This is a genomic window from Aliivibrio fischeri (assembly GCF_009727955.1).
Taxonomy (GTDB): Bacteria; Pseudomonadota; Gammaproteobacteria; order Enterobacterales; family Vibrionaceae; genus Aliivibrio; species Aliivibrio fischeri_A.
Genome location: NZ_WOBR01000011.1, coordinates 145,506 through 168,160 on the forward strand (window position 1 = coordinate 145,506; position 22,655 = coordinate 168,160).

Genomic DNA, 22,655 nt, shown 5'->3' on the forward strand with positions numbered 1-22,655 from the left:
GTTATTCAAACAGTTACCCACAGAAATTGTGGATAACTGTGGGTAACTTTAAGTCCATAAGGTTAATTTAATAATTCGAATAGCTACGCCCAGGATAAGTGCGCTAATACCAATTCGATACCACTTATATTCATTAACAGACATTTCAATTCGTTTTACAAATAGCATAACTGCACCGGTTATGTCTGATGTTCTTCTGGAATATTGTGTTACCGAGACTAATATGCACACAATACCAATCAACATAAATAAATACTGTGCTATATCAATGAGAAGTTCCATATTTAAGCTCCTTATGTGTTCTATGTAACTATCTCTTTTTTCTGTAATTAAAGTAAATTAGCAAATAGTCTTATATATTTTCATTCTGCCGTTATAAAGAGGTACTTATTCATCCTTGTATTTTGTTATACTGCTCACAACTTTATTAGATTATGTGAATGTAATGGAACAGCTTGAAGCCAAACTAAAAAAATTAGAAAAACGAAACTACCGTAGCTATACCTCTATTAAAGGGGAATACGACTTTACCGACTTCACTCTGTATATCGATAATGTTCAATCTGACCCTTATGCACCACCAACTCGTATTCGTGCAAAACGGGCATGGTCGTTAACCCATCTTCAATGGCTTCAAGAGACATCTCTTGATTATCAACGTGCCGCTCGTGATTTTTTAGCACGTCACTTCAGCGAGTTATTGGAAAAAGATGCGACGTTATCTATTGCATTATCTGGCCAAACTGTTTTGGACCACACATCAGTAATTTTTGATGATGAAGGTATTGAACTTCGTTACAACATTAATTTACCGGCTGAAGGTCGTGAGATTTTAGCGAAAAAAGCAATTAACATTTTAACTTTCCATATGCCAAAATATGTACGCCGTACACTTTTGGCGCGTGAACTTCCTATTGATGAGTTAAAAGAGCATTGTAAGGTTATCGTTGATCAAGTTGCTCTTCGTCGTCAGCTTTCTGAACATGGTTTAGTTGCTTTTGTTGCTAATGGCAGTATTTTACCTCGAATTGCTGGTAATAATGATCGTCCAATGAAGGATGCGATTGCATTTCAAAGCCCTGAATCATTAGAAATCGAGTTAATGACGCCTAACCGTGGTCCTATTAAAGGTATGGGTATTCCAAAAGGCATCACGCTAATTGTTGGTGGTGGTTTTCATGGTAAATCAACATTACTTAATGCCTTAGAGCGCTCTATTTATGATCACATCCCTGGTGATGGCCGTGAGTATATTGTAACAGAAGAATCGACAACAAAAATTCAGGCAGAAGATGGGCGTTGTGTTCATAATTTAAATTTATCGAACTACATTAATCATTTACCTATGGGTAAAGACACGACATGCTTCTCAACTCAAGATGCATCAGGCTCTACATCACAAGCGGCATGGCTTCAAGAATCACTAGAAGCGCAGGCTAAAACACTCTTAATTGATGAAGATACGTCTGCAACCAATTTCATGATCCGTGATGAACGTATGCAAGCATTAGTAAATAATGGTGCAGAGCCCATTACCCCTCTTGTCGATCGTATTGGTCAATTACGCGATGAAATGGGTGTATCAACAATTCTTGTTATGGGTGGTTCTGGCGATTATCTTGATGTTGCAGATACAGTCATCCAAATGCATGATTACCAAGCTGTTGATGTTACTTCAAAAGCAAAAGAAGTGGTTGCTTCACACCCTACCACACGTGTACGTGAAGGTTCTGACAATTTGCTACCAACTGAGACACGTCAATTAAACCGTTCTTCTCTTCAGGCGATTCTTCAAGAAGGTAAGTTCCGTATTCAAGCAAAAAACAAAGATTCATTACGTTTTGGTCGTGAATACATTGATATTACCGCTATCTCTCAACTTCAATCTTCAGCACAAGTTCATGCTATTGGTTGGATGTGGTTTCAGCTGTCACAAACTCCAGGTTGGGAATCGAACCCTGTTGAGTTTATTGCTCAGCAACTTCATGATAATTGGCATGAAATGATGCCAAAGCACGGCGATTTGGCTAAACCGCGTGTTATTGAGGTAATGGCGACACTTAATCGTATGCGTGTAGCTGAATTTAAATAGTAAATCACAACTTTTATAAAGCCTCCTTCTATAGGGGGCTTTTTTGTATATAATGCTTTTCTTTTAACAAATAACAATCAATTTGATTACAAATTAAGCATTCAATAATGATTATCCACTGAATAAAAGTGAATAATTACTTTTTTTTAATGAATAGTATTCCACTTCATTAGAAAACAGTGTAATCTCCACTTTATTGAATGAATACGGAAATTTAGTGAATAATAATGCTAAGGAATAGCAGTTTATTAACTAGTGGTAATTTGAGAGATTTATGCAAAATTCAAGTGAGAGTATACCTATGAGCAAGAAGAAGAATCTTCTAATGTTTCTTATCCCGTCATTAATCGGCTTGTTCCTTTTTATGGCACCAATAACCTATAACGGTGATATCACTATCCCAGTGGCCGTTTTAGCTAAATCAATTCAGGCTCTATTCGGTGAGCACCTAGTAGCTATGGTTACTGGCATCACTATGTTTATGGCAGTAGTAACCATCTTATTTAAATTGTTTAAACCAAGTTTTATTACTAAAAATGAATTCCTATTTGGCTTGTTGAATCCAAGTCCACTTTGGTTCGTCGTTCGCTTAATTGGTGGCGCTGCGGCAGCAATGGTATTTTTCCAAGTTGGCCCTGAAGCTATTTGGGAACCAAATACTGGTGGCTTAGTATTAAACGATTTACTTCCTGTTCTATTTTCTGTATTCATTTTCGCAGGTTTATTATTACCTCTTCTTCTTAACTTTGGCTTACTTGAACTATTTGGTGCTTTGTTAAGTAAAGTGATGCGCCCTGTTTTCAATTTACCAGGTCGTTCAGCTATTGACTGTATGGCATCATGGTTAGGCGATGGTTCAGTAGGTATTCTTTTAACAAGCAAACAATATGAAGGTAAGTTTTATACTCAACGTGAAGCCGCTGTTGTTGGTACGACTTTCTCTGCAGTATCAATTACTTTCAGCCTGGTTGTTATTGCTCAAGTTGAACTAGAGAGTTATTTCTTACCATTTTATTTAACAGTATGTCTTGCTGGTGTTGTGGCTGCAATTATCATCCCTCGCCTACCGCCGTTAAGCCGTAAAAAAGATCTATTCATTGATGGTACCGAGCGTGATGCCGATGCAGAATTAATCCCAGAAGGATACACAACATTTTCTTGGGGTTTAGAGCAAGCGATGAACAAAGCAGCTAAAGTAACTTCTATTAGAGGCGTATTTGGTGAAGGTGTTAAAAATGCAGTAGACATGGTATTTGGCGTATTACCTGTAGTTATGGCATTAGGTACTGTTGCCCTTGTTATTGCTGAATATACTTCGGTTTTCACTGTACTAGGACAACCGTTTATTCCATTCCTTGAATTACTAGGTGTTCCTGAAGCGGCAGCTGCATCTCAAACGATTGTTGTCGGTTTTGCTGATATGTTTATTCCATCAATCCTAGCGGCTTCAATCGATAGTGAAATGACACGTTTTGTTATTGCTGCAATGTCAGTTACACAATTAATTTATATGTCAGAAGTTGGTGCCTTACTGCTTGGTAGTAAGATTCCAGTAAACATTTTTGAACTGTTTGCTATCTTCATCTTACGTACTATTATCACACTTCCTGTGATTGCTGGTATGGCACATTTAATTTTCTAACTAAAGTTACTCTCACATATAAAAAAGGCGAGCTCTATGAGTTCGCCTTTTTTTGATCTATAAATTGATAAAAAATAAAAGTTGATACTGGAGTGGCTATTAATGAAAAGAAAAAACACACTGGACCAGAACGCCCATAACTGTTTGCGATAATTGAAACGCCAATTGAAAATGACACATACAACCATAGAAATAGATAAATCATACTCACCTTACATTTATAAATGTATGATTAGATTTATATACTTTGTGCCTTAAACCGGATACTTATTATTACTCGAATTGCTTATATATCAGCATTTATGTAGATTGACGGCGAGCATTACTTCTTATGATGATTTACAGATAATAAAAAAGGCCCAGTAAAACTAGACCTTTAAATTTATATTATTTAAATGCTTATTTATAAAAAGCTTCAACAGTGCCTTTTAGTTTGATTAGCATTGGTTGTCCACGACGATCCAATGCTTTTGGTGAAGGAATTTTCACCCAACCTTCACTAATGCAATATTCTTCAACATCAAAGCGCTCTTTACCATTAAGACGAATACCGATGTGATGTTCAAAACATTCTGCCACATGGTGTGGGCTACGAGGATTGCCTGAAAGGTGATCGGGTAACGTTGGTTGAGTTTTAGCGTCGTTCATGTTCATGACCTATAAAATAAAAGTGCGTCATTGTAGACAATCTAAGACTAACTCACAAGTGCTCTTATTCAATATCATTAGTGATACTTAGTTAGTGATTAATTTTTATTATTTTGTGTTCTAACTGTTTTGTGATGGGATTCCTAAAATCTTTTTTCTATACTAGTCATAATATTAGATGAATAACATGGAGATAATACAAATGGATACAACGTCACTCATCTATGACACCCTTACAAATTTAGCAACTGCTAAGCCGACTCAATGTGCTCAAATTCGACAGAAACTGTATGATGAACTAAATTTACCATTTGATAAAAAGTTCGCACTATATTCGAGTGTACTTGGGCCGGTGAGTGCAGGAAGGATAGACGACCTTAATGATGCAGTTAATAAAGCTCGTGCTATTTTAGAAAGTTAAACTATTAATACTGTAATATGTCATTCTAGCCTTTTAATTAAGGCTAGAAATTCGGTTATATATAATAGGGTTTGTCTTGTTAAAAAGTGCTCAATATTTTTATAGAGCTGATTTTATTATCAAACCCTTTAGCATTCCCTTCCCCACTTTTACGAGTATAAAAACCGCCAGTATAGTTTTTACCTTCATAAAAACGAACAGTCCAACCTGATGGGATATCATAAGAAGACATTCTATCGTCAAAATCATAATCACTTAAATCAGGTTCATTATGCTCAATACTTATCGACGAGCCCATTTGATTACTTTGACTGTAAATCTCTACACTCTTATTTGTGTTTGATTCTAGACCAAGTATGATTGTTGATTGATTACATTTCGCTTCACGAGACTTACAAAAAATACTATCTTCGCCTTGAGATTTCTCACAGCGTCGTTGAACTTTATAACGAGCAATATCCTCTGTTATTCCTGCCTCTGCAAAAATATCTTGGAACGGTTGAAGAGTACAGATGTATATCTGACTTTCGTTAGCAGAATCAAAATTAAATCCAGCATGAGAAACAGAACTCAAACCTAGAAGCGTTGATAAAATGATTATTTTTTTCATGATTTCTATCTACCACAGCAAATACATTGCTGTCATAAAGCACCCAAAAATCCACCAAAATAACTGGCGGGAATATTATTGTAACGCAAAACAAATATTAGAATGATGTATTCTAATTTCAAAGAGTTATATTGTGAATCATTCAATAAACTAGAGCCGGGTCAACCTTATTACCTAGATAATTCAGTAATCGTATTGCTAAATGGGCCTTGTCATAATGAGTGGGTTCGGGTTTAGTGTTTCGCAGTCTTGATATAAATCAGCAGGTAGTTGACGATAAGCGGCCTGTTTAATATATGAGGTTTTAAAAGCAATCATTGCCTCTTCTATCTCATTAGAATACATAGGCGTAATAGACACATTATTCCACTGATAATTAACATCGGTAACGTAAACATTTAACGCATCATAAGGTAACTGAAATACTAATGTTTGATTGCAAGGAGTAAAAGTTCCCAAAGGCGCACCACTTGCATCTTGTGCTTTAGTGGAGGTGATAGCGATAAAACTGCCCGCTTTAGCCGTACCTACAATATAACGTCTATCTTTTGTATATTGATATGATAAAGAGGAAAACCAATCTTCTTTAAATACTGCATTTTCAAAATCGATTTTACCTAAAGATAGTTTGATATCATAAATACTTGTAATATTGCCGATAATAAAGCTCACATTATGTAATTCTGTTTCTTTTTCAGTTGCTACTTCGGTTTTAGTCGCTGAACATCCACTTAGGACCAATAACAGAGCTAAATTAAACATCTTTGTTAACATCTAAGTCACCTTGCACGTATAAAGCTTATTGATTTAAATTAGTTAAATCTTACAACATTGCTAATACATCAACAGATGTAAAAGTGTGAACTGATTCGAATATCTTCTTTCTGTTGTATCTAATAAGATTTAATTAACTCGTTTTGCCAGTTATGTCGGTTCCATCAAGAAAATAATGCCTAGTTACATAATAAAATGCCCTTTTAAATAGGACATGCTATTGAAATTGATAGTGTGGAAAATAACGTTGATGCGATTGTTATATTTCTAATATCTACTTGATTGTTGAGCTATCACCTCCGTATTCTTTATATAAATACGATAATAACCAATAGCACTACTTATTATAAATAACATGTCTATTAATACAGCCACTGGCGATCCTACAATGATGTCATGAGCTCCCCAAACTACTGTCCCTAAAACCATTAGCCAGCGCATAAGTTTATCGTTATGCATGAATGAAGCTTTAGTATGAAATAACGAAGCAATACAACTTAATACACTTGTGATGCCATTGAACGTTAAAATAGTGCCTAATACTGTTACAAGATAAAACAACCATTTCATTCTTGGATCCGATATAAAAATCCCTGCAAAGTAACGAGATGCACCAATCACAAGTAAACATGCAGCGGTCCACTGTTCTAGTAAGGCAAAATGGGTAGCGATTAATAACGCTGAAATACTTAGTGTTAATAAAAGTGTCTTACGATTTGTAAACTGAAATGATGCGATATCAAATAAAGCAGCTAAACCTACCAATATCTGAGAAATAATAAAAAAGGACATAAGTCCTCCATCAATAAATAGAAAATTTAATGGAAAAAATTAAGATAAAGTACTCAAAATAATCCGGAAATCTTGAGCTATCTTTTAAAAATACTATTTATTGGGGAGATATATTGCTACTGCTTGAACTTGAAGAAGGTAATTGAAATAAATTGAGGATATTTGACTGACTAATAAACTCATAGTAAAGATCCTCATAGCGGTGATGATAAATAATTAGTGTTCATTCTATATGTTAAAATTAAAAAAACAAATCACTATTACCTTTTGTTACGATTAACTGTTAACCAATCGGAAATGTAGCGCCCATATAACACGTTTGCTACTGTGCAATTATACTTAAAATTGACGCCTTAAAACGAGAAACACCCGGCAAACTGAGATTGCCGAGTGTAGTAAGTGGTGTTGGTGCATTTGTTATGCGATACAGACTACTTTAATAATCTAATCATGACAGCATTGCTATTGTAATTGTCAATGTGGCAAATTTCATCGCCTTCAAAACGAACTTCGACTTGTTTATTGTTTAATAATGCTTTTTCTGCTAAAGATTGAAATTGCATAATGTGTGATGAGTTATTAAAGGTTAAATTACCTTCAATTGTGGCATCTTCTTTATAAGTTGTACGAGGAATTAAACCGTCAAACACAGGCTCATCTTGAGTAACGCCAATTCTTTTCCATGCTTTCCAACCTTCAGTTTCATTTTCTAATAAAACCATAACACCATTATGCTCTGCTTGTACTGCAGCTACATTTAATGGACCGCAATCTTGCCAATCACCCACATCTGATGGTATCTGATTATCTGCGAATGATTGAAAAGCCATAGTAGAAAGTAAAGCCACTAAACATACATTTTTCATAAATATTTCCATTTTATTTTTATTAAAAGTCATTAATTATCTAGCAATATCTCAAAGGTGGATATTGAGCGTGTAAATATAAATGATTCACTATTCATATTTAATGAAAATTAAACCCAAATATAATGATTATTTAATTTAAGAAAATAGACATGAAAAAATAACATAATGTTATCAACTATAGATTCCTTGAACTTAATAACTCACAACAATAAGCCAAGCAAACCAATTACCCTAAAGCATTCAAAATGCAAATACTCAATTTAACTTATAAACGTCATAAAAAATTAACATTTTATTGTGAGAAAAACACTATTAAATGTATGGAAAAGTATTATATATGGTTCATATTGACTTAAGTTTAATTAAAAACTATGCCATATTGAATTTAAGAAACAAAAAATCAATTTAACATAGAACCAACATCTAATCAGCTTTATCAAAAGCTACTCATTGGAACTATTCATTAAAACTAACTATCAATTAAAATTATTTGCAAGATCAATTAAATAGTTACATCACTTATTTCTATAATTTGTTACATAGAGTTGAGTCACAAACTATAATCAATAAGACATTAATTCGCATAACGCCTACATAATACGTTTGCTGCCAAGCAATTATACTTAAAATTGATGCCTTAAAACGAGAAACACACGGCAAACTGAGAATGCCGAATGTAGCAAATCGTGTTGATGCATTTGTTAGGCATATGCCAACCCACTATCAGTTTTTAGCTTGTATAAAACTCTAATGCCGCCTTTACTAGTTTTCTCTTCACTAAATTCAAACAATTCTGTTTTAAGCATCAATGATTTTAACGATTTAAATTCCGTACTTTTACGAAGTGATTCCCACTCTTCGGGTTCATGTTTTTTTAATAAATAACTAGCTGAATGCAATAAAGTCCAACCATCCTTTCTAGTTGCTTCCTTTGCAATTTTAGCAAGCATAAGTACCAAACTATTTAACTGTAAAACTTGAATTATTAGCTCTTGCTTATAGACATCAGAAGAAATAAATTCCGACATTGTTTTTTTACAGTCTGCTAATGCTTTAATAAAAGACTGAGTCGCATTGATTTCTGAACGTATATGCTCACATTGTATATCTAGTCCTTTGCTAATGTGTTCACAGCTATCAATCGATTTTAAATCAAGCTCAAGAAGTAAATGATGAACTAATTTATTCCTTTCTTGAACTAATTTGGATAAAGATTTATTCTTATTTAAATAAAACTCCTCATTATCAACCCAAAATTTGAAAGATATATGAGGTTCTTTATGATCATTATCACTTCTTATGCTTTCGTTTTGATTATTATTCTCTGTAAACTGCCCAACTAATTGCCCCATCGTTTGTTTACTTAGGGAGGCTCTTTTAAATTCAATAATATCTTGGAGTTCACTTATATGGCCATCAATTTCCTGAAAAGTAAGAATATGCTTCAATAACCCTTCAAGCTGTTGAAATAAAATGATATTTCGACCTACTTGTCTTTGTACTTCATTAATTAAATCAGTTAATAGCATATTTACTCCATGTGCCTAACGCCGCAATAACACGTGCGAACGACCGACTTACAAAACCAATTACACTCCAAACCACAAACGCCGAGTGTAATTAGCATCGTGTTGATTGCTTTGTTACACGAACTTTGTCAACGCTTCGCTTTAATTGGTAAAGAACTGATTTACCAATAATATTTAGAAACCAATTCTAAATTACAAAAGCCAATTTAGCGAACAAAAGAACCGTTCAACTACAAAAACTGCGAAACGAAGCAATCCTTTTTCTAGCATCATTTGAACAATTTGGTTTCAGCAAGTTTTGAGCTGATAAACCAAATATCCAAACAACAATTGGGATTGATAATGCTGCGAGGAAAACACTGATGCAGGATACAATGAGACAACACCAATGAACAATTAAAGCGTAAATTAGCCTCTGAAACGCCTGAACTTAGGGAAATAAGGGCTAATTTGCCGAACCTGATGAAATGAATACTAAAAGGAAACAAAGAAGAAAGAAAACCGCCCTACTTTCACATCTAAAAATCGAATGGTTCTATCGCCGAACTGTGCCAAAAAACTGCTATCTTTAGTTCGTGTAACGCCTGCATAACACGTTTACTACTATGCAATTATATTCAATATTGACGCCTTAAAACGAGAAACACCCGGCAAACTGAGATTGCCGAGTGTAGTAAATCGTGTTGATGCATTTGTTATATTGCCTATTGATAAACGACATGAAATCGTTCCAATACAAGAACCATGTCCTCACTAGGCTCAATATTAAACTCTAAACATTCAGCACCAAAGAAACGCCAATGAGATTCACGCCACCATGTTAATGACCGGTCGCCCTCGCCTTCTGCATGAGCGAACTCAGCCGTAACTTCGTTATATTGACACATTTCAACTGAATCAATTTCAATGATACAAATTGGTTTTCCATTCCAATCAACAACCACTTGTAAATGACCAACGGTTGGCATTGGTTCTTCACCTGATTCATACCAAATATTTAAGCTACAAGTTGCTGTCTTTTGACCAATTCGGATTAATTCCGCACATAAATTGGCATTATGCTCATCAGCACAGAAATAGTCTGAACTAAATGATTGATACTTGTTACGCTCAATTTCAGAAAGTGAGCTTAGATACTGATCCAAGTAGATTTGAGACTGTTCTTCCATGAAATCCTCTTAACTATTTTCGCAATATAACGCCTGCATAACACGTTTGCTACTATGCAGATTAAGCTTAAATTTACCACTAAACACGGTAAACCCAAAAAAACCTAGAAAGCCGAATGTAGCAAATCGTGTTGATGCATTTGTTATATGCAAACAACCATTCTTACTATGAGGTCATTACTTTGATGCCAAAAATAGTAAACAATCCACCAGTGACATAATCCATAACCCCAGAAATGCGAGCATAAACGCTTTTAGCTGATTCATGGGAAAACGCCGTAGCTAAAAATAAATGCCAACTAAGCGTAATTGAAGCCATTGTTAGCATGATTGCTAATATCATCGTTGCACTCATGTTTTCAGGCATAGAAACACTGAATAAACTAACGACGAAGAAACCCGTTTTCGGATTTAAAATACTGGTTATAAAAGCTGAAATAAAAACCTTTCTTTTAGATGGTGATACCGTTTGATTGATTTCAGTTAACTCATCTAACCTCTTTATTTTTAGAGTTAGATAAATCTGACGCATTCCCAAATACAATAAATAACTACCACCTACCACTTTCATTGAGCCAAATAATTGAGGGAAATGCGAAAAGAGAATAACTAGACCGGAACCACCAAAAAACGACCAAATCAATGTTGCACAACTAACACCAAAAGCAGAAAATGCTGCAATTTTACGGTCGTAATTAAGTGCAGTGTTGATCGTTAAAAGAACATTAGCACCAGGGGTCGCGACAGCTAGCATCCAAATTAAAGCCACATGAAGAAGAACCAATAAATATTCCATTATCTACAATCCAATAAAATAGCCCTTGAGCTTAAAATGCATATAACGCCTGCATAACACGTTTACTACTATGCAATTATACTTAATATTGATGCCTTAAAACGAGAAACACCCGGCAACTTGAGGATGCCGAGTGTAGTCAATCGTGTTGATGCATTTGTTATAAGATTTTACGTGTGATTCTCGTTACAGTTCGAAAGTACAATGCATGATCTAAACCATATCTAGTGATATTACCGTACTCGGGATCATAATAACTTTGTACGATACCTTTCTTGTTAAAGAGTTCGAATGGAAGTGGATTAGTAGCAAAAGGATTATGATAAATTTGCAGCCCATCAACGGCTCTCTCGTTATGCTCTTGGTTTGAGTAAAGGTGTTTAACTGGAATTCCGTCAGCAGTGTGTGACCAAACAGAACCGACTTCTACATCAGAACCAAAATCAATACCCATTGCACTCAGTTTTCCCCAAGTTGCTGTTGATGAAAAAATAACAGCACTAATATGTTCGAAGTCATTATTTGCGAAAAAACCTAATGGAATTTCTGCACCATTGTCTTTTTCAACAAAATCTAAAAACTCCGTCGGAGGCCCATTAGGATATTCTTCAGGGTTATCTAAGTATACGTCTTCATTGACATATTGATTGTAAAGTAAAGCACTTATAGGACGATTATATTGCAAATTAAAATAAGGTTGCTCAAAAGGTGCAATAGCTAAAACAAATGGTTTTCCTTTTACATGTTCAATCTTTGAGTATGACTCTAAGTATTTCTTTGACTTATAAAGAAATGCATTTGATAAACGAATAATCGCTTCTCTATTTATTTCAGCAAATCTTTTAGTTTTAGCTATTTCTTCGGCATCAAATTTCTTATCCCATTCATTAGGCTTACCATTAGCTGCATTAGCGGTTGTTGCCTCAACAATAAACTCATTCTCTTGTGAGCTAACACTGAAATCTGGAGTTGCTTTACTCCAATCAACTGTTAATTCAAGATCTTTAAACACTTGAAATAAATAAACTTCCCAAAATGAAGAATTAAAAGTAGTCTGAAATTCCTTAATTAGTTTTTTATCTCTATCCACAAACCCTTTGGCCCACGAATTAAAGATTCTTCGCTCACACTCGCGCTCAGGAATAAGTATATTTTTAAAGTTATGATGCTGTTTTCTTTCATTTACTTGTGGTTCAAAAAAGTCCATATAAAATCCTTATAACGCCTGCATAACACGTTTGCTACCATGCAGCCTAAGCCTAAATTTACCACTTAACACGGTAAACCAAAAGAAACCTAGAATGCCGAATGTAGCAAATCGTGTTGATGCATTTGTTATGTTCGCTCTAACCGTTGATCACCGAACATATTTAAACTTAACATGAGTATCGATGTAAGAATTAAGATCACCACCAGATACTGCAATGATTTTCATTCTGTCAATGTGCTGCTTACCTGCACTATCGTAGTCATAACTAACTGAACGAGCCGTTTCATCGAACCAAACCGTAATAGAGTTAGAATCTAACTCAAAGCCACGTATTCCTGAAGAGTTGTAAGTTTGCATTTAAGCCTCAATAATCCATTTGTACCAATATATACAAATATCATTATTATAATCTTGGTATGAACTACTGTGACTAAGCTCACTAATTACTAACTTAATAAAAATTAAGACAATATTTTAGATAACAATTGCCTTCCGCCTAGAACATAACGCCTGCATAACACGTTTACTACTATGCAATTATACTTAAAATTGACGCCCTAAAATGAGAAACACTCGACAACCTGAGATGCCGAGTGTAGTAAATCGTGTTGATGCATTTGTTATATGTATTCCATAGCACTAACTTGAAATATAAAAGTAATTCAGATTACTAATCTTGAAATGTTAAATGTGCTTCTGGAAATTGAGTTGATTGTACCTTTAGGAATAAACCACCAGCAATCAAATAACCTACAATCATTCCTACCGTTGGGATGGTTCCTGAAAAGTGTAATAACGTAGATAAAAGAAAAATGCCACTAACACCTAACTGATACGGCATCAAAGCTTTGAAATCCTCAAAACGTTTATGAGCTACTTTTATCCCCTCTTCATTTAACGTCAAATCACCGCCACAGATAGAACAAGTTATTATGTTATCTTTTTTTAATCTATCTATTTCTTTAATTTGAATTTCAGAATCACCAGTACATTTTGGACAGCTATAATGAAGTGCAGTTTTCATTTCTTTTCCCCTTAGTAATAAACATCAATATTATCAATTAATTAAACCAAAATAAGTTAAAAACACGGCAGATAATATCACTAGACTTGGCTATATTAAGTTAATTAGAAAAGATTCATTATTTTTTGCGACCAGACCATTACCTTTGATTTAGATGTTTCATATCATTCATAGAATAACAATAAATCACCAAATACTGGGAAATAAAAAACTTAAATTACATATAACGCCTGCATAACACGTTTACTACTATGCAATCATACTTAAAATTGACGCCTTAAAACGAGAAACACTCGGCAAACTGAGACTGCCGAGTGTAGTAAATCGTGTTGATGCATTTGTTATGTTTACTCTTACCACAAATTCATATCTCTTTAGTTAACTGAAGCATTCATAACTTCAACTTCACTTAATAAAAGACAACTGTGTAGAGGTAAAAACATATCATAGCCATTACTGAGATCATCAAAAATAACTATATTTAGTCTTTCTAAATCCTCACGTTTAAAATAGTAGTAATCTGCATTCTCTGATAATAAATAACCACTTATGACCTTTCCAATATGTTCACTGGATAACGAATTGTGACCATAAGGAATACTTTTAATTGAAACTAGAACTTTTTTCATAATTTTTTCTCGTTGAGACTTCTACTTAAATAACAACATCTATTTTATATAGTACCTATGAATAACTTACCGGAAAGTAAAATGTAGGAATATCACACAATATCAATTACATAAACTCCCATCAGTGCTTAACGAACGATACTTACCCCGTAAACATAACGCTGGCATAACACGTTTATTACTATGCAAACCTACCTGAATTAACCGCCTTAATCATAAAACTAAAGGCAAACCCAGAACGCCGAGTGTAATAAATCGTGTTGATGCGATTGTTGTGCGTGCTTACTTTCGGCTTGGCTAGCTTGGTAAAGAACTGCCCTGCCAAGATTTTCTAAGTCCTGATTCTAATTTACCGATAGTAATTAAGCGAACAAAATGTTCTTAAATTGCGAGATGAAGTAAATGGAAAACAGATACATTTCTTACACCATTTGAACGGTTTGGTTTCAGCAGATTTGGAACTGATAAACCAAATATCCTAACCACAATTGGGATTGAAAAAGCTACGAGGAAAGCACGGATGCAAGATAAAATGAGGCAACACCAAAGAACCATTGAAGCGTAAAATAGCCTCTGAAACGCTTGAACTTAGGCCGACAATGCTTAATTGCCGAACCTGATGAAACGAACGCTAAAAGACAACAAAGAAGAGGATGTGTGATAACTAAATAGCGTTTACAAAAGTTTCGTTTCTATTGATGAACCGTGCAAAAAATTTCGGACTCAGTACGCACAACGCCGCAATAACACGTTTGCTGCCATGCAGATTAAGCCAAATTTACCACTTAATACGGTAAACTCAAAGAAACCTAGAATGCCGAATGTAGCAAATCGTGTTGATTGCTTTGTTATGCGCGACTTGACTAATTTGAATTTTATACCATAATCACCATATTATTTGGTATTTTAAGGTTAAGGCAATGGCTAAAAACACAAGTATTACTTTAGGTGATCATTTTGAAGGCTTTATTAGCTCACAAATTCAATCTGGAAGATACGGCTCAACCAGTGAGGTTATTCGATCTGCGTTACGTTTACTTGAAACACAAGAAACAAAATTGCATACATTACGTAACTCTCTTATTGAAGGAGAAGAAAGCGGAGTCGCTGATTACGATCTAGATTCATTTATTAATGAACTTGATAGCGAAAATTCAAAATGAAGCCATTCACATTAACGATTTCAGCAAAAAATGATCTTAAGGATGTAGCTATATTTACGGCTCGTCGTTGGGGAAAAGAGCAACGAAATATTTACCTTAAACAGTTTGATGATTCTTTTTGGTTGTTAGCGGAAAATCCAGATATAGGTAAAGGCTGTGATGAAATTAGGAATGGTTATCGAAAATTTCCCCAAGGTAGCCACGTGATATTTTACAAACAAACAGGTAGTCAACAAATACAGATAATTAGAATCCTGCACAAAAGCATGGACATCTCCCCTATTTTTGGCGCATAACGCCTGCATAACACGTTTACTACTATGCAACTATACTTAATATTGACGCCTTAAAACGAGAAACACTCAGCAAACTGAGATTGCCGAGTGTAGTAAATCGTGTTGATGCATTTGTTATATTTTTTTGTTCATTATTACTGGTAACTCTTCAACTAACCCAACAGCCACCGTTTTTAAATTATCGATACCATCATAAGCATGATCACAACAATCGCGCAATTGATCAATTTTACAACGAACATTTATTGGAAATTGATTTAATTCATCATCGTTAAACTCATCAATATCATCTTGGAAAATTTCATAAATACGATCTAATGAATCAGCTATTTTTCTCGACTCTTCAGCAGTTAAAATCAATAAAAGAGCCAACTCAGATTTTCGGTCCCCTGACCGCCTTACCATTTCAAGAGTATCTTTCAACTTTTCATTCGTATCTAATTCTTTTTTTCGAAATGGATTCTTAAACATACGTTTTCCTTCAAAAATATAACGCCTGCATAACACGTTTGCTACTATGCAGACTTAGCTGAATTTTAACGCCTTAATCACTGAAACTAAAGGCAAACTGACAACGCCGAGTGTAGCAAATCGTGTTGATGCATTTGTTATGTGCGTTTAATCCTCTTTCGCCATCGCTCGATTAAATCCATACCAACCTTCTATATCGCCAAAATCACTAATACCAAAACGTTTCTCTATTACGGTAAGAAAATAACGATATGCATCTTGAGAGGCCAACATTAATGTCTCATCAACATGACTTGCAGTAACAAAAAACTTACCATTATTTTCCTGACACTGATACATACCCACATCTTCACACCCAGATACTGCTTGATGCAATGCATAAACCTCTTCATGATTTTCTAAATCAGCCATGTCTAACCATGCATCAAATTCTGTAATTGTAGCCATTATATTTTCCTTCTAATTAATTTGGACAAGTAAGCCTGTGTAATCCAAGCTGCCAAAATTATATGGAATTAATTTCACACTTTCTTTGAGGTAACTAGCAGTTTTAAAGCACATAACGCCTGCATAACACGTTTGCTACGATACAGACTTAGCTGAATTTTAACGCCTTAATCACTGAAACTAAAGGCAAACTGACAACGCCGAGTGTAGCAAATCGTGTTGATGCGATTGTTATGTGTAAATACATATACTGATTTAAAACTGGTCTCCTTCATTAAAGTCAGAAACTCTAATAAAGTTAACACCTGAAAAGTTTTCTTTTGAAATGAATTCGACAATACTTTTATGAAAAAACAAATAACTCTTAGAGCAATTTGCAACTTTAAATATCAATCGACTTTCTTCATTAATATGATTTAGCACGGCTTCATTCAAGTAATATTGCTTAACTTCAAGGAAGTCATCATCATCGTCGTCATCGAAATCAAATATTTCTATTTTTGACCGAGTAAGATCAAGGCAATTTAACTCAGTATATAAACCCAAATACCAATAATTTCCATGGTCATTGTTGGCATTATCAATATAGATAGAAGGATAGATTTGGACACCATCGATAGTATATTGACTCAATTCGTCTTTAAGTTTTTTATTTATCAATAAACCAGAGGTATCTACAACTAAATCAGTTAATAGATCGGAAGTTTTCTCCCCCTCACTAAAACCATTAGTAAAAAATAAAGGGTCTCCTCCATTTTCTAATTTTTTGTAATGGTACTTTCTAAGTGCTGTTCGTTTATCTGGTTTTATATGAACTTGAGTGTCATCATTTGGACGAAAAGCAATATAGTACTCATCATTGTATTTTGTCATTACTTACTCCCAACTATGATCTTAAAAATTACTACTATATAAAACAAACACATAACGCTGGCATAACACGTTTATTACTATGCAAACCAACCTGAATTAACCGCCTTAATCACAAAACCCAAGGCAAACCCAGAACGCCGAATGTAATAAATCGTGTTGATGCGATTGTTGTGCGTGCTTACTTTCGGCTTGGCTAACTTGGTAAAGAACTGCTCTGCCAATATTTTTAATATCCTGATTCTAATTTACCAATGGCAATTAAGCGAACAAAATGTTCTTAAATTGCGAGATAAAGTAAATGGAAAACAGATACATTCTTTACACCATTTGAACGGCTTGGTTTCAGCATGTTTGGAACTGATAAACCAAATACCCTCGCCACAATTGGGATTGAAAATGCCAAGAGGAAAACACTGATACAGACTAAAATGAGGCATAGCCAAAGAACAATTGAAGCGTAAATATGCCTCTGAAACGCCTGAACTTGGGGAAATAAGGGCTAATTTGCCGAACCTGATGAAACGAAAACCAAAAGGCAACAAAGAAGAAATTTACGCTTACTAAGCCGAAACTACGGAAGCCTCGGCTCTATTGATGAACCGTACAAAAAATTTCGGACTCAGTACGCACAACGCCTGCATAACACGTTTGCTACGATGCAGACTTAGCTGAATTTTACTGCCTTAATCACTGAAACTAAAGGCAAACCGACAACGCCGAATGTAGCAAATCGTGTTGATGCATTTGTTACACGATCTTTGTCAACGCTTCGCTTTAATTGGTAAAGAACTGATTTACCAAGATTTACTGTAAATTGAGTTTAATTAGACTGGCTCAATTAAGCGAGCAAAATATCACTTCAACGGCAATAACTGTGAAACGAAACAATCCTTTTTCTAGTACGATTTGGCTTCAGCTAATTTGGAACTGATAAACCAAATACCCTAGCCACAATTAGGATTGAAAATGCTGCGAGCAAAACACTGATGCAGACTAAAATGAGGCAAGGCCATGAACAATTGAAGCCTGAATTGATTTCTGAAATCCATAAACTTTTGGCAATAATGGTCAATTGCCGAACCTGATAAAACGAATATTAAAAGGCAACAAAGAAAAAGGAAATCCACCCTACTTTCACGACTAAAAAACTAATGGCTCAATCGCTGAACTGAGCGAAAAAACTGTAATCTTTAGTTCGTGTAACGCCTGCATAACACGTTTACTACTATGCAGATCAAGTTGAATTTTACCGCCATAAACACAAAAACCAAAGACAAACCTACAATGCCGAATGTAGTAAATCGTGTTGATGCATTTGTTATATCGAGAATGCTAACTTACTATTTTCTTTGACATATTGTAGCCAGAAATAGCAAAACCAACCTCTTGATACAGTTTTAACGCTCTTTGGTTTTGGTACGCAACTCGCAATTTTATTTGCTCAATACCAATCAATTTCAATTGTGATTCAAGAGCAGTAATTGCCAATTTCCCATAACCATTATTGCGGCAGCTTGGGAAAATGAAAAAGTCATAAATAAACGTCGATTTATCATTTGCGTTAATCGAGTGCCACAAATAACCAACCAATTCTGAATCCGATTCAATACACAATAATTCATGGTCGTTAGTTTCCAAACCATTAGGAAAACTACGAAGAAGATCCTGATTAGCTATTTCGAGCGCCCTATCCATTGAGTGACCATAGTTTTCAGCTATTTCACGGCTGTAATCATCAATGAAATAATCACAATACGCTGGATATTCATTTGAGGTCATTGGTCTGAGCTGAATCATGTCTAATCCTTTAAAACGATGAACTTAAAAAAACGATATAACGCCTGCATAACACGTTTGCTACTATGCAGATTAAGCCTGAATTTACCACTAAACACGGTAAAGCCAAAGAAACCTAAAATGCCGAATGTAGCAAATCGTGTTGATGCATTTGTTAAATGCCTATTTACGTTATATACTAAACCCACATACTTAATGCGCATGAGTGGTAACGTTATGAGAAACCAATATAATACACAGGCGGTAAAAAAAGCGACCAATTTAACTTTAAATAGTGACCTACTCGCTGAAGCAAAACGTTTAAAAATAAACCTTTCAGCAACAATGGAAAAAGCACTTTCACAAGAAGTGAGTAAATTGAAAAGACAAGAATGGTTAGATCAAAACTCTGAAGCTATTGATGCTTGCAACGAACTAACCGAGAAACACGGTCTTTTTTCTGATTCATACCGAGTATTTTAAATGTCTCAATTTACGCTATATAAAAACAAAGATAAAAATTCAGCTAAAACCTACCCTTACTTTGTAGATGTTCAAAGTGATCTGCTTGATAACTTAAATACTCGATTAGTCATCCCATTAACACCAATCGAACTACTTGATAAGAAAGCACCAAGTCACCTTTGTCCTACGATTCATATTGATGAAGGTGACTTTATAATGCTGACTCAACAAATGACAAGTGTTCCAGTTAAAATCTTATCCGAACCTGTTAATGAGTTATCGACTTTCAGAAATGAGATTATTGCTGCAATTGATTTTTTAATCACTGGCATTTAACGCTTGCATAACACGTTTATTACCATGCAGACCAACCTGAATTTTACCGCCTTAATCACTAAACCTAAGGCAAACCCAGAACGCCGAATGTAATAAATCGTGTTGATGCGATTGTTGTGCGTGCTTACTTTCGGCTTGGCTAACTTGGTAAAGAACTGCTTTGCCAAGATTTCCTAAGCCCTGATTCTAATTTACCGCTAGTAATTAAGCGAACAAAATATTCTTAAATTGCGAAATGAAGTAAATGGAAAACAGATACATTTTTTACACCATTTGAACGGCTTGGTTTCAGCAAGTTTTTAGCTGATAAACCAAATATCCTAACCACAATTGGGATTGAAAATGCGGCGAGGAAAACACGGATGCAGACTAAAATGAGGCAACACCAAAGAACCATTGAAGCGTAAAAATGCCTCTGAAACGCCTGAATTTAGGCCGACAATACTTAATTGCCGAACCTGATGAAACGAACGCTAAAAGGCAACAAAGAAGAGGATTTGTGATAGCTAAATAGCGCTTAAAAAAGTCTCGTTTCCATTGAGGAACCGTGCAAAAAATTTCGGACTCAATACGCACAACGCCGCAATAACACGTGCGAACGACTTACTTTCCAAACCAATTATACTTCAAACCACAAACGCCGAGTGTAATTAGCATCGTGTTGATTGCTTTGTTACACGATCTTTGTCAACGCTTCGCTTTAATTGGTAAAGAACTGATTTACCAATAATATTTAGAAACCAATTCTAAATTACAAAAGCTAATTTAGCGAACAAAAGAACCGTTCAACTACAAAAACTGCGAAACGAAACAATCCTTTTTCTAGCACCATTTGTACGATTTAGTATCAGCAAGTTTGGAGCTGATAAATCAAATATCTTTGCCACAATTGGGATTGATAATGTTGTGAGGAAAACACTGATGCAGGATAAAATGAGGCATAACCAAAGAACAATTGAAGCGTAAAAATATCTCTGAAACGCCTGAACTTAGATCAACAATAGTCAATTGCCGAACCAAATGAAATGAAAGCTAAAAGGAAACAAAGAAGAAGGGAATCCACCCTACTTTCACGCCTAAAAAACTAACGGCTCAATCACTGAACTGAGCCAAAAAACTGCAATCTTTAGTTCGTGTAACGCCTGCATAACACGTTTGCTACCATGCAGATTAAGCCTAAATTTACCACTTAATACGGTAAACTCAAAGAAACCTAGAATGCCGAATGTAGAAAATCGTGTTGATGCATTTGTTATGTGAATTATTTTGATAGCTGCTCTCTAGAATACCGTTCAAGACTTTCGATATTTTCATATATAACACCCAAATTTCGGTAAGCTACACGAATCATTTCCCAGTCTAATTCTACTGCTTTAAAATCAGCTTCACTTCTAGCAAAGTCATATAACTCATTAATTAAAGCTTGAATTTCAGCAGCATTATATAAACAAGAACGTGCATATGGAGCATTTGCATAATTCTGTGTACAAATACCCTCAAGTCTAGAATGATGAATTTGTAATAATTTCAATAAATTAACCAAATACTTAGCAACGGCTGGTTCTGCAAACTTTATACAGTTCTTAAATACTGTAAATTGTTCCAAAGGTAATATTGGACATTCAATGTTTAAATTTGAACTCATGTTCCCCCTCACCGGTGGGAGCACGCTAATTAATACTAACGCGCTTGAATTTAAATACTTGCACAATTCACCTAGAGCATGGGGTAAAAATGCTTTTTCACCTTCAAATTCTCTTTTTGTATGCTCAATTGATTGATAACGAGAAACATACAAAGCAATTACAGTCGCTAAAAAAGCTAGGATGCCAACATTTAATGACTGCCAACTATGCCATACCCCATGAACATAGTTCCAATCACCATAAAACCAAGGGATTACAAACATAAATGGAACATATGTTAATAAAAATAACCAAGCAATTATCTTGATGATATTAATATATAATTCCGATTTTAAAAGACCTATTTTTCTCAACTAGTGATACCTCTTAATTCACATAACGCCTGCATAACACGTTTGCTACTATACAGACCAAGCTGAATTTTACTGCCTTAATCACTGAAACTAAAGGCAAACTGACAACGCCGAGTGTAGCAAATCGTGTTGATGCATTTGTTACACGATCTTTGTCAACGCTTCAATTAACTTGGTAAAGAATTGATTTACCAAGATTTACTGTAAACTAAGTTTAATTAGACTGGCTCAATTAAGCGAGCAAAATATCATTTCAACGGCAATAACTGCGAAACGAAACAATCCCTTTTTCTTACACCATTTGTACGATTTGATTTCAGCAAGTTTTGAGCTGATAAACTAAATATCCTAACCACAATTGGGATTGAAAATGTGGCGAGTAAAACACTGACGCAAGATAAAATGAGGCAAAACCATGATCAATTGAAGCGTGAATTAGCCGCTGAAATCCATGAACTTTTGGCAATAATGTTTAATTGCCGAACCTGATGAAATGAAAACTAAAAGGCAACAAAGAAAAAGGAAATCCACCCTACTTTCACGCCTAAAAAACTAACGGCTCAATCGCTGAACTGAGCCAAAAAACTGCAATCTTAGAGTTCGTGTAACGCCTGCATAACACGT

25 protein-coding genes are annotated in these 22,655 nt (G+C 34.9%); 7 read left to right on the forward strand and 18 right to left on the reverse strand.

What is annotated here, in order from left to right; all coding sequences use genetic code 11:
• Nucleotides 1-48: 48 nt before the first annotated feature.
• Nucleotides 49-282, reverse strand: coding sequence for a hypothetical protein (locus tag GNP81_RS16265; protein WP_155672807.1), 234 nt, complete (start codon nucleotides 280-282; stop codon nucleotides 49-51).
• A 163-nt stretch (nucleotides 283-445) separates the two neighbouring features.
• Between GNP81_RS16265 and GNP81_RS16270 the strand changes: the two genes are divergently transcribed.
• Together GNP81_RS16270 and GNP81_RS16275 are read left to right on the forward strand one after the other, a co-directional pair.
• The gene (locus tag GNP81_RS16270) at nucleotides 446-2,092 is read left to right on the forward strand and encodes an ABC-ATPase domain-containing protein (protein ID WP_155672808.1); all 1,647 of its coding nucleotides are present in this window, start codon (nucleotides 446-448) and stop codon (nucleotides 2,090-2,092) included.
• Between the two features lie 274 nt (nucleotides 2,093-2,366).
• Nucleotides 2,367-3,734, forward strand: coding sequence for a YjiH family protein (locus GNP81_RS16275; RefSeq protein WP_196587408.1), 1,368 nt, complete (start codon nucleotides 2,367-2,369; stop codon nucleotides 3,732-3,734).
• Nucleotides 3,735-4,133: 399 nt separating this feature from the next.
• Here the strand turns inward: GNP81_RS16275 and GNP81_RS16280 are convergent, their stop codons facing one another.
• Entirely contained in the window at nucleotides 4,134-4,382 is a 249-nt protein-coding gene (locus GNP81_RS16280) for a DUF3297 family protein (protein ID WP_005422827.1), read from the reverse strand.
• A gap of 202 nt (nucleotides 4,383-4,584) precedes the next feature.
• Here GNP81_RS16280 and GNP81_RS16285 point away from each other — a divergent pair, with 202 nt between their 5' ends.
• Nucleotides 4,585-4,803 (forward strand): PAS factor family protein, encoded by a 219-nt coding sequence (locus tag GNP81_RS16285; RefSeq protein WP_155674336.1) that lies wholly within the window; start codon nucleotides 4,585-4,587, stop codon nucleotides 4,801-4,803.
• Nucleotides 4,804-4,882: 79 nt separating this feature from the next.
• On the opposite strand, the gene GNP81_RS16290 is transcribed toward GNP81_RS16285, so the two are convergent.
• From GNP81_RS16290 to GNP81_RS16340, 11 genes are all read right to left on the reverse strand, one after another.
• Complete coding sequence (locus GNP81_RS16290; protein ID WP_155674335.1) at nucleotides 4,883-5,413, reverse strand: beta/gamma crystallin-related protein; 531 nt, start codon at nucleotides 5,411-5,413, stop codon at nucleotides 4,883-4,885.
• A gap of 198 nt (nucleotides 5,414-5,611) precedes the next feature.
• Complete coding sequence (locus tag GNP81_RS16295) at nucleotides 5,612-6,187, reverse strand: hypothetical protein (RefSeq protein ID WP_155674334.1); 576 nt, start codon at nucleotides 6,185-6,187, stop codon at nucleotides 5,612-5,614.
• 267 nt (nucleotides 6,188-6,454) lie between these two features.
• Nucleotides 6,455-6,979: a YgjV family protein gene (locus GNP81_RS16300; protein WP_155674333.1), complete on the reverse strand. Its 525-nt coding sequence runs from the start codon at nucleotides 6,977-6,979 to the stop codon at nucleotides 6,455-6,457.
• 431 nt (nucleotides 6,980-7,410) lie between these two features.
• Nucleotides 7,411-7,845: a hypothetical protein gene (locus GNP81_RS16305; protein ID WP_155672814.1), complete on the reverse strand. Its 435-nt coding sequence runs from the start codon at nucleotides 7,843-7,845 to the stop codon at nucleotides 7,411-7,413.
• 704 nt (nucleotides 7,846-8,549) lie between these two features.
• Complete coding sequence (locus GNP81_RS16310; protein ID WP_155674332.1) at nucleotides 8,550-9,377, reverse strand: hypothetical protein; 828 nt, start codon at nucleotides 9,375-9,377, stop codon at nucleotides 8,550-8,552.
• 704 nt (nucleotides 9,378-10,081) lie between these two features.
• Nucleotides 10,082-10,546: an ASCH domain-containing protein gene (locus GNP81_RS16315; protein WP_155674331.1), complete on the reverse strand. Its 465-nt coding sequence runs from the start codon at nucleotides 10,544-10,546 to the stop codon at nucleotides 10,082-10,084.
• A 166-nt stretch (nucleotides 10,547-10,712) separates the two neighbouring features.
• Complete coding sequence (locus GNP81_RS16320; protein WP_155672862.1) at nucleotides 10,713-11,342, reverse strand: LysE family translocator; 630 nt, start codon at nucleotides 11,340-11,342, stop codon at nucleotides 10,713-10,715.
• A gap of 160 nt (nucleotides 11,343-11,502) precedes the next feature.
• Entirely contained in the window at nucleotides 11,503-12,549 is a 1,047-nt protein-coding gene (locus GNP81_RS16325) for a hypothetical protein (RefSeq protein WP_155674330.1), read from the reverse strand.
• 150 nt (nucleotides 12,550-12,699) lie between these two features.
• Nucleotides 12,700-12,909 carry a hypothetical protein gene (locus GNP81_RS16330; RefSeq protein WP_155673179.1) on the reverse strand — a complete coding sequence of 70 codons (210 nt, stop codon included), beginning with the start codon at nucleotides 12,907-12,909 and terminating at the stop codon, nucleotides 12,700-12,702.
• 313 nt (nucleotides 12,910-13,222) lie between these two features.
• Complete coding sequence (locus GNP81_RS16335; RefSeq protein ID WP_155674329.1) at nucleotides 13,223-13,576, reverse strand: hypothetical protein; 354 nt, start codon at nucleotides 13,574-13,576, stop codon at nucleotides 13,223-13,225.
• Nucleotides 13,577-13,950: 374 nt separating this feature from the next.
• A complete protein-coding gene (locus tag GNP81_RS16340) occupies nucleotides 13,951-14,205 on the reverse strand; it encodes a hypothetical protein (RefSeq protein WP_155674328.1) in 255 nt (84 codons plus the stop codon).
• 920 nt (nucleotides 14,206-15,125) lie between these two features.
• On the opposite strand from GNP81_RS16340, the gene GNP81_RS16345 reads away from it, so the two are divergent.
• Nucleotides 15,126-15,368, forward strand: coding sequence for a type II toxin-antitoxin system ParD family antitoxin (locus tag GNP81_RS16345; RefSeq protein WP_017019247.1), 243 nt, complete (start codon nucleotides 15,126-15,128; stop codon nucleotides 15,366-15,368).
• The gene (locus tag GNP81_RS16350; protein ID WP_017019248.1) at nucleotides 15,365-15,664 is read left to right on the forward strand and encodes a type II toxin-antitoxin system RelE/ParE family toxin; all 300 of its coding nucleotides are present in this window, start codon (nucleotides 15,365-15,367) and stop codon (nucleotides 15,662-15,664) included. The genes GNP81_RS16345 and GNP81_RS16350 overlap by 4 nt, the downstream gene beginning before the upstream one ends.
• A 114-nt stretch (nucleotides 15,665-15,778) precedes the next feature.
• Here GNP81_RS16350 and GNP81_RS16355 read toward each other — a convergent pair whose 3' ends face one another.
• From GNP81_RS16355 to GNP81_RS16370, 4 genes are all read right to left on the reverse strand, one after another.
• Nucleotides 15,779-16,135, reverse strand: coding sequence for a hypothetical protein (locus GNP81_RS16355; protein WP_155674327.1), 357 nt, complete (start codon nucleotides 16,133-16,135; stop codon nucleotides 15,779-15,781).
• A gap of 147 nt (nucleotides 16,136-16,282) precedes the next feature.
• Nucleotides 16,283-16,582: a hypothetical protein gene (locus tag GNP81_RS16360; RefSeq protein ID WP_146861737.1), complete on the reverse strand. Its 300-nt coding sequence runs from the start codon at nucleotides 16,580-16,582 to the stop codon at nucleotides 16,283-16,285.
• A 255-nt stretch (nucleotides 16,583-16,837) separates the two neighbouring features.
• Nucleotides 16,838-17,455, reverse strand: a complete 618-nt coding sequence (locus GNP81_RS16365) for an imm11 family protein (protein ID WP_155674326.1) — start codon at nucleotides 17,453-17,455, stop codon at nucleotides 16,838-16,840.
• Nucleotides 17,456-18,787: 1,332 nt separating this feature from the next.
• Nucleotides 18,788-19,252 (reverse strand): GNAT family N-acetyltransferase, encoded by a 465-nt coding sequence (locus GNP81_RS16370; protein ID WP_060994246.1) that lies wholly within the window; start codon nucleotides 19,250-19,252, stop codon nucleotides 18,788-18,790.
• A 216-nt stretch (nucleotides 19,253-19,468) separates the two neighbouring features.
• Between GNP81_RS16370 and GNP81_RS16375 the strand changes: the two genes are divergently transcribed.
• Both GNP81_RS16375 and GNP81_RS16380 read left to right on the forward strand, forming a co-directional pair.
• Nucleotides 19,469-19,714, forward strand: coding sequence for a type II toxin-antitoxin system CcdA family antitoxin (locus GNP81_RS16375; RefSeq protein WP_155674397.1), 246 nt, complete (start codon nucleotides 19,469-19,471; stop codon nucleotides 19,712-19,714).
• On the forward strand, nucleotides 19,715-20,032 hold the full coding sequence (locus GNP81_RS16380; protein ID WP_155674325.1) for a CcdB family protein: 318 nt from the start codon (nucleotides 19,715-19,717) through the stop codon (nucleotides 20,030-20,032).
• A gap of 1,261 nt (nucleotides 20,033-21,293) precedes the next feature.
• Here the strand turns inward: GNP81_RS16380 and GNP81_RS16385 are convergent.
• Entirely contained in the window at nucleotides 21,294-22,031 is a 738-nt protein-coding gene (locus GNP81_RS16385; protein WP_155674324.1) for a hypothetical protein, read from the reverse strand.
• Between the last annotated feature and the right edge of the window lie 624 nt (nucleotides 22,032-22,655).

Bases quoted from the DNA above. Each gene is read 5' to 3' on its own strand.
- GNP81_RS16265 (WP_155672807.1), bottom strand. From the start codon at position 282: ATGGAACTTCTCATTGATATAGCACAGTATTTATTTATGTTGATTGGT.
- GNP81_RS16270 (WP_155672808.1), top strand. From the start codon at position 446: ATGGAACAGCTTGAAGCCAAACTAAAAAAATTAGAAAAACGAAACTAC.
- GNP81_RS16275 (WP_196587408.1), top strand. From the start codon at position 2,367: ATGCAAAATTCAAGTGAGAGTATACCTATGAGCAAGAAGAAGAATCTT.
- GNP81_RS16280 (WP_005422827.1), bottom strand. From the start codon at position 4,382: ATGAACGACGCTAAAACTCAACCAACGTTACCCGATCACCTTTCAGGC.
- GNP81_RS16285 (WP_155674336.1), top strand. From the start codon at position 4,585: ATGGATACAACGTCACTCATCTATGACACCCTTACAAATTTAGCAACT.
- GNP81_RS16290 (WP_155674335.1), bottom strand. From the start codon at position 5,413: ATGAAAAAAATAATCATTTTATCAACGCTTCTAGGTTTGAGTTCTGTT.
- GNP81_RS16295 (WP_155674334.1), bottom strand. From the start codon at position 6,187: ATGTTAACAAAGATGTTTAATTTAGCTCTGTTATTGGTCCTAAGTGGA.
- GNP81_RS16300 (WP_155674333.1), bottom strand. From the start codon at position 6,979: ATGTCCTTTTTTATTATTTCTCAGATATTGGTAGGTTTAGCTGCTTTA.
- GNP81_RS16305 (WP_155672814.1), bottom strand. From the start codon at position 7,845: ATGAAAAATGTATGTTTAGTGGCTTTACTTTCTACTATGGCTTTTCAA.
- GNP81_RS16310 (WP_155674332.1), bottom strand. From the start codon at position 9,377: ATGCTATTAACTGATTTAATTAATGAAGTACAAAGACAAGTAGGTCGA.
- GNP81_RS16315 (WP_155674331.1), bottom strand. From the start codon at position 10,546: ATGGAAGAACAGTCTCAAATCTACTTGGATCAGTATCTAAGCTCACTT.
- GNP81_RS16320 (WP_155672862.1), bottom strand. From the start codon at position 11,342: ATGGAATATTTATTGGTTCTTCTTCATGTGGCTTTAATTTGGATGCTA.
- GNP81_RS16325 (WP_155674330.1), bottom strand. From the start codon at position 12,549: ATGGACTTTTTTGAACCACAAGTAAATGAAAGAAAACAGCATCATAAC.
- GNP81_RS16330 (WP_155673179.1), bottom strand. From the start codon at position 12,909: ATGCAAACTTACAACTCTTCAGGAATACGTGGCTTTGAGTTAGATTCT.
- GNP81_RS16335 (WP_155674329.1), bottom strand. From the start codon at position 13,576: ATGAAAACTGCACTTCATTATAGCTGTCCAAAATGTACTGGTGATTCT.
- GNP81_RS16340 (WP_155674328.1), bottom strand. From the start codon at position 14,205: ATGAAAAAAGTTCTAGTTTCAATTAAAAGTATTCCTTATGGTCACAAT.
- GNP81_RS16345 (WP_017019247.1), top strand. From the start codon at position 15,126: ATGGCTAAAAACACAAGTATTACTTTAGGTGATCATTTTGAAGGCTTT.
- GNP81_RS16350 (WP_017019248.1), top strand. From the start codon at position 15,365: ATGAAGCCATTCACATTAACGATTTCAGCAAAAAATGATCTTAAGGAT.
- GNP81_RS16355 (WP_155674327.1), bottom strand. From the start codon at position 16,135: ATGTTTAAGAATCCATTTCGAAAAAAAGAATTAGATACGAATGAAAAG.
- GNP81_RS16360 (WP_146861737.1), bottom strand. From the start codon at position 16,582: ATGGCTACAATTACAGAATTTGATGCATGGTTAGACATGGCTGATTTA.
- GNP81_RS16365 (WP_155674326.1), bottom strand. From the start codon at position 17,455: ATGACAAAATACAATGATGAGTACTATATTGCTTTTCGTCCAAATGAT.
- GNP81_RS16370 (WP_060994246.1), bottom strand. From the start codon at position 19,252: ATGATTCAGCTCAGACCAATGACCTCAAATGAATATCCAGCGTATTGT.
- GNP81_RS16375 (WP_155674397.1), top strand. From the start codon at position 19,469: ATGAGAAACCAATATAATACACAGGCGGTAAAAAAAGCGACCAATTTA.
- GNP81_RS16380 (WP_155674325.1), top strand. From the start codon at position 19,715: ATGTCTCAATTTACGCTATATAAAAACAAAGATAAAAATTCAGCTAAA.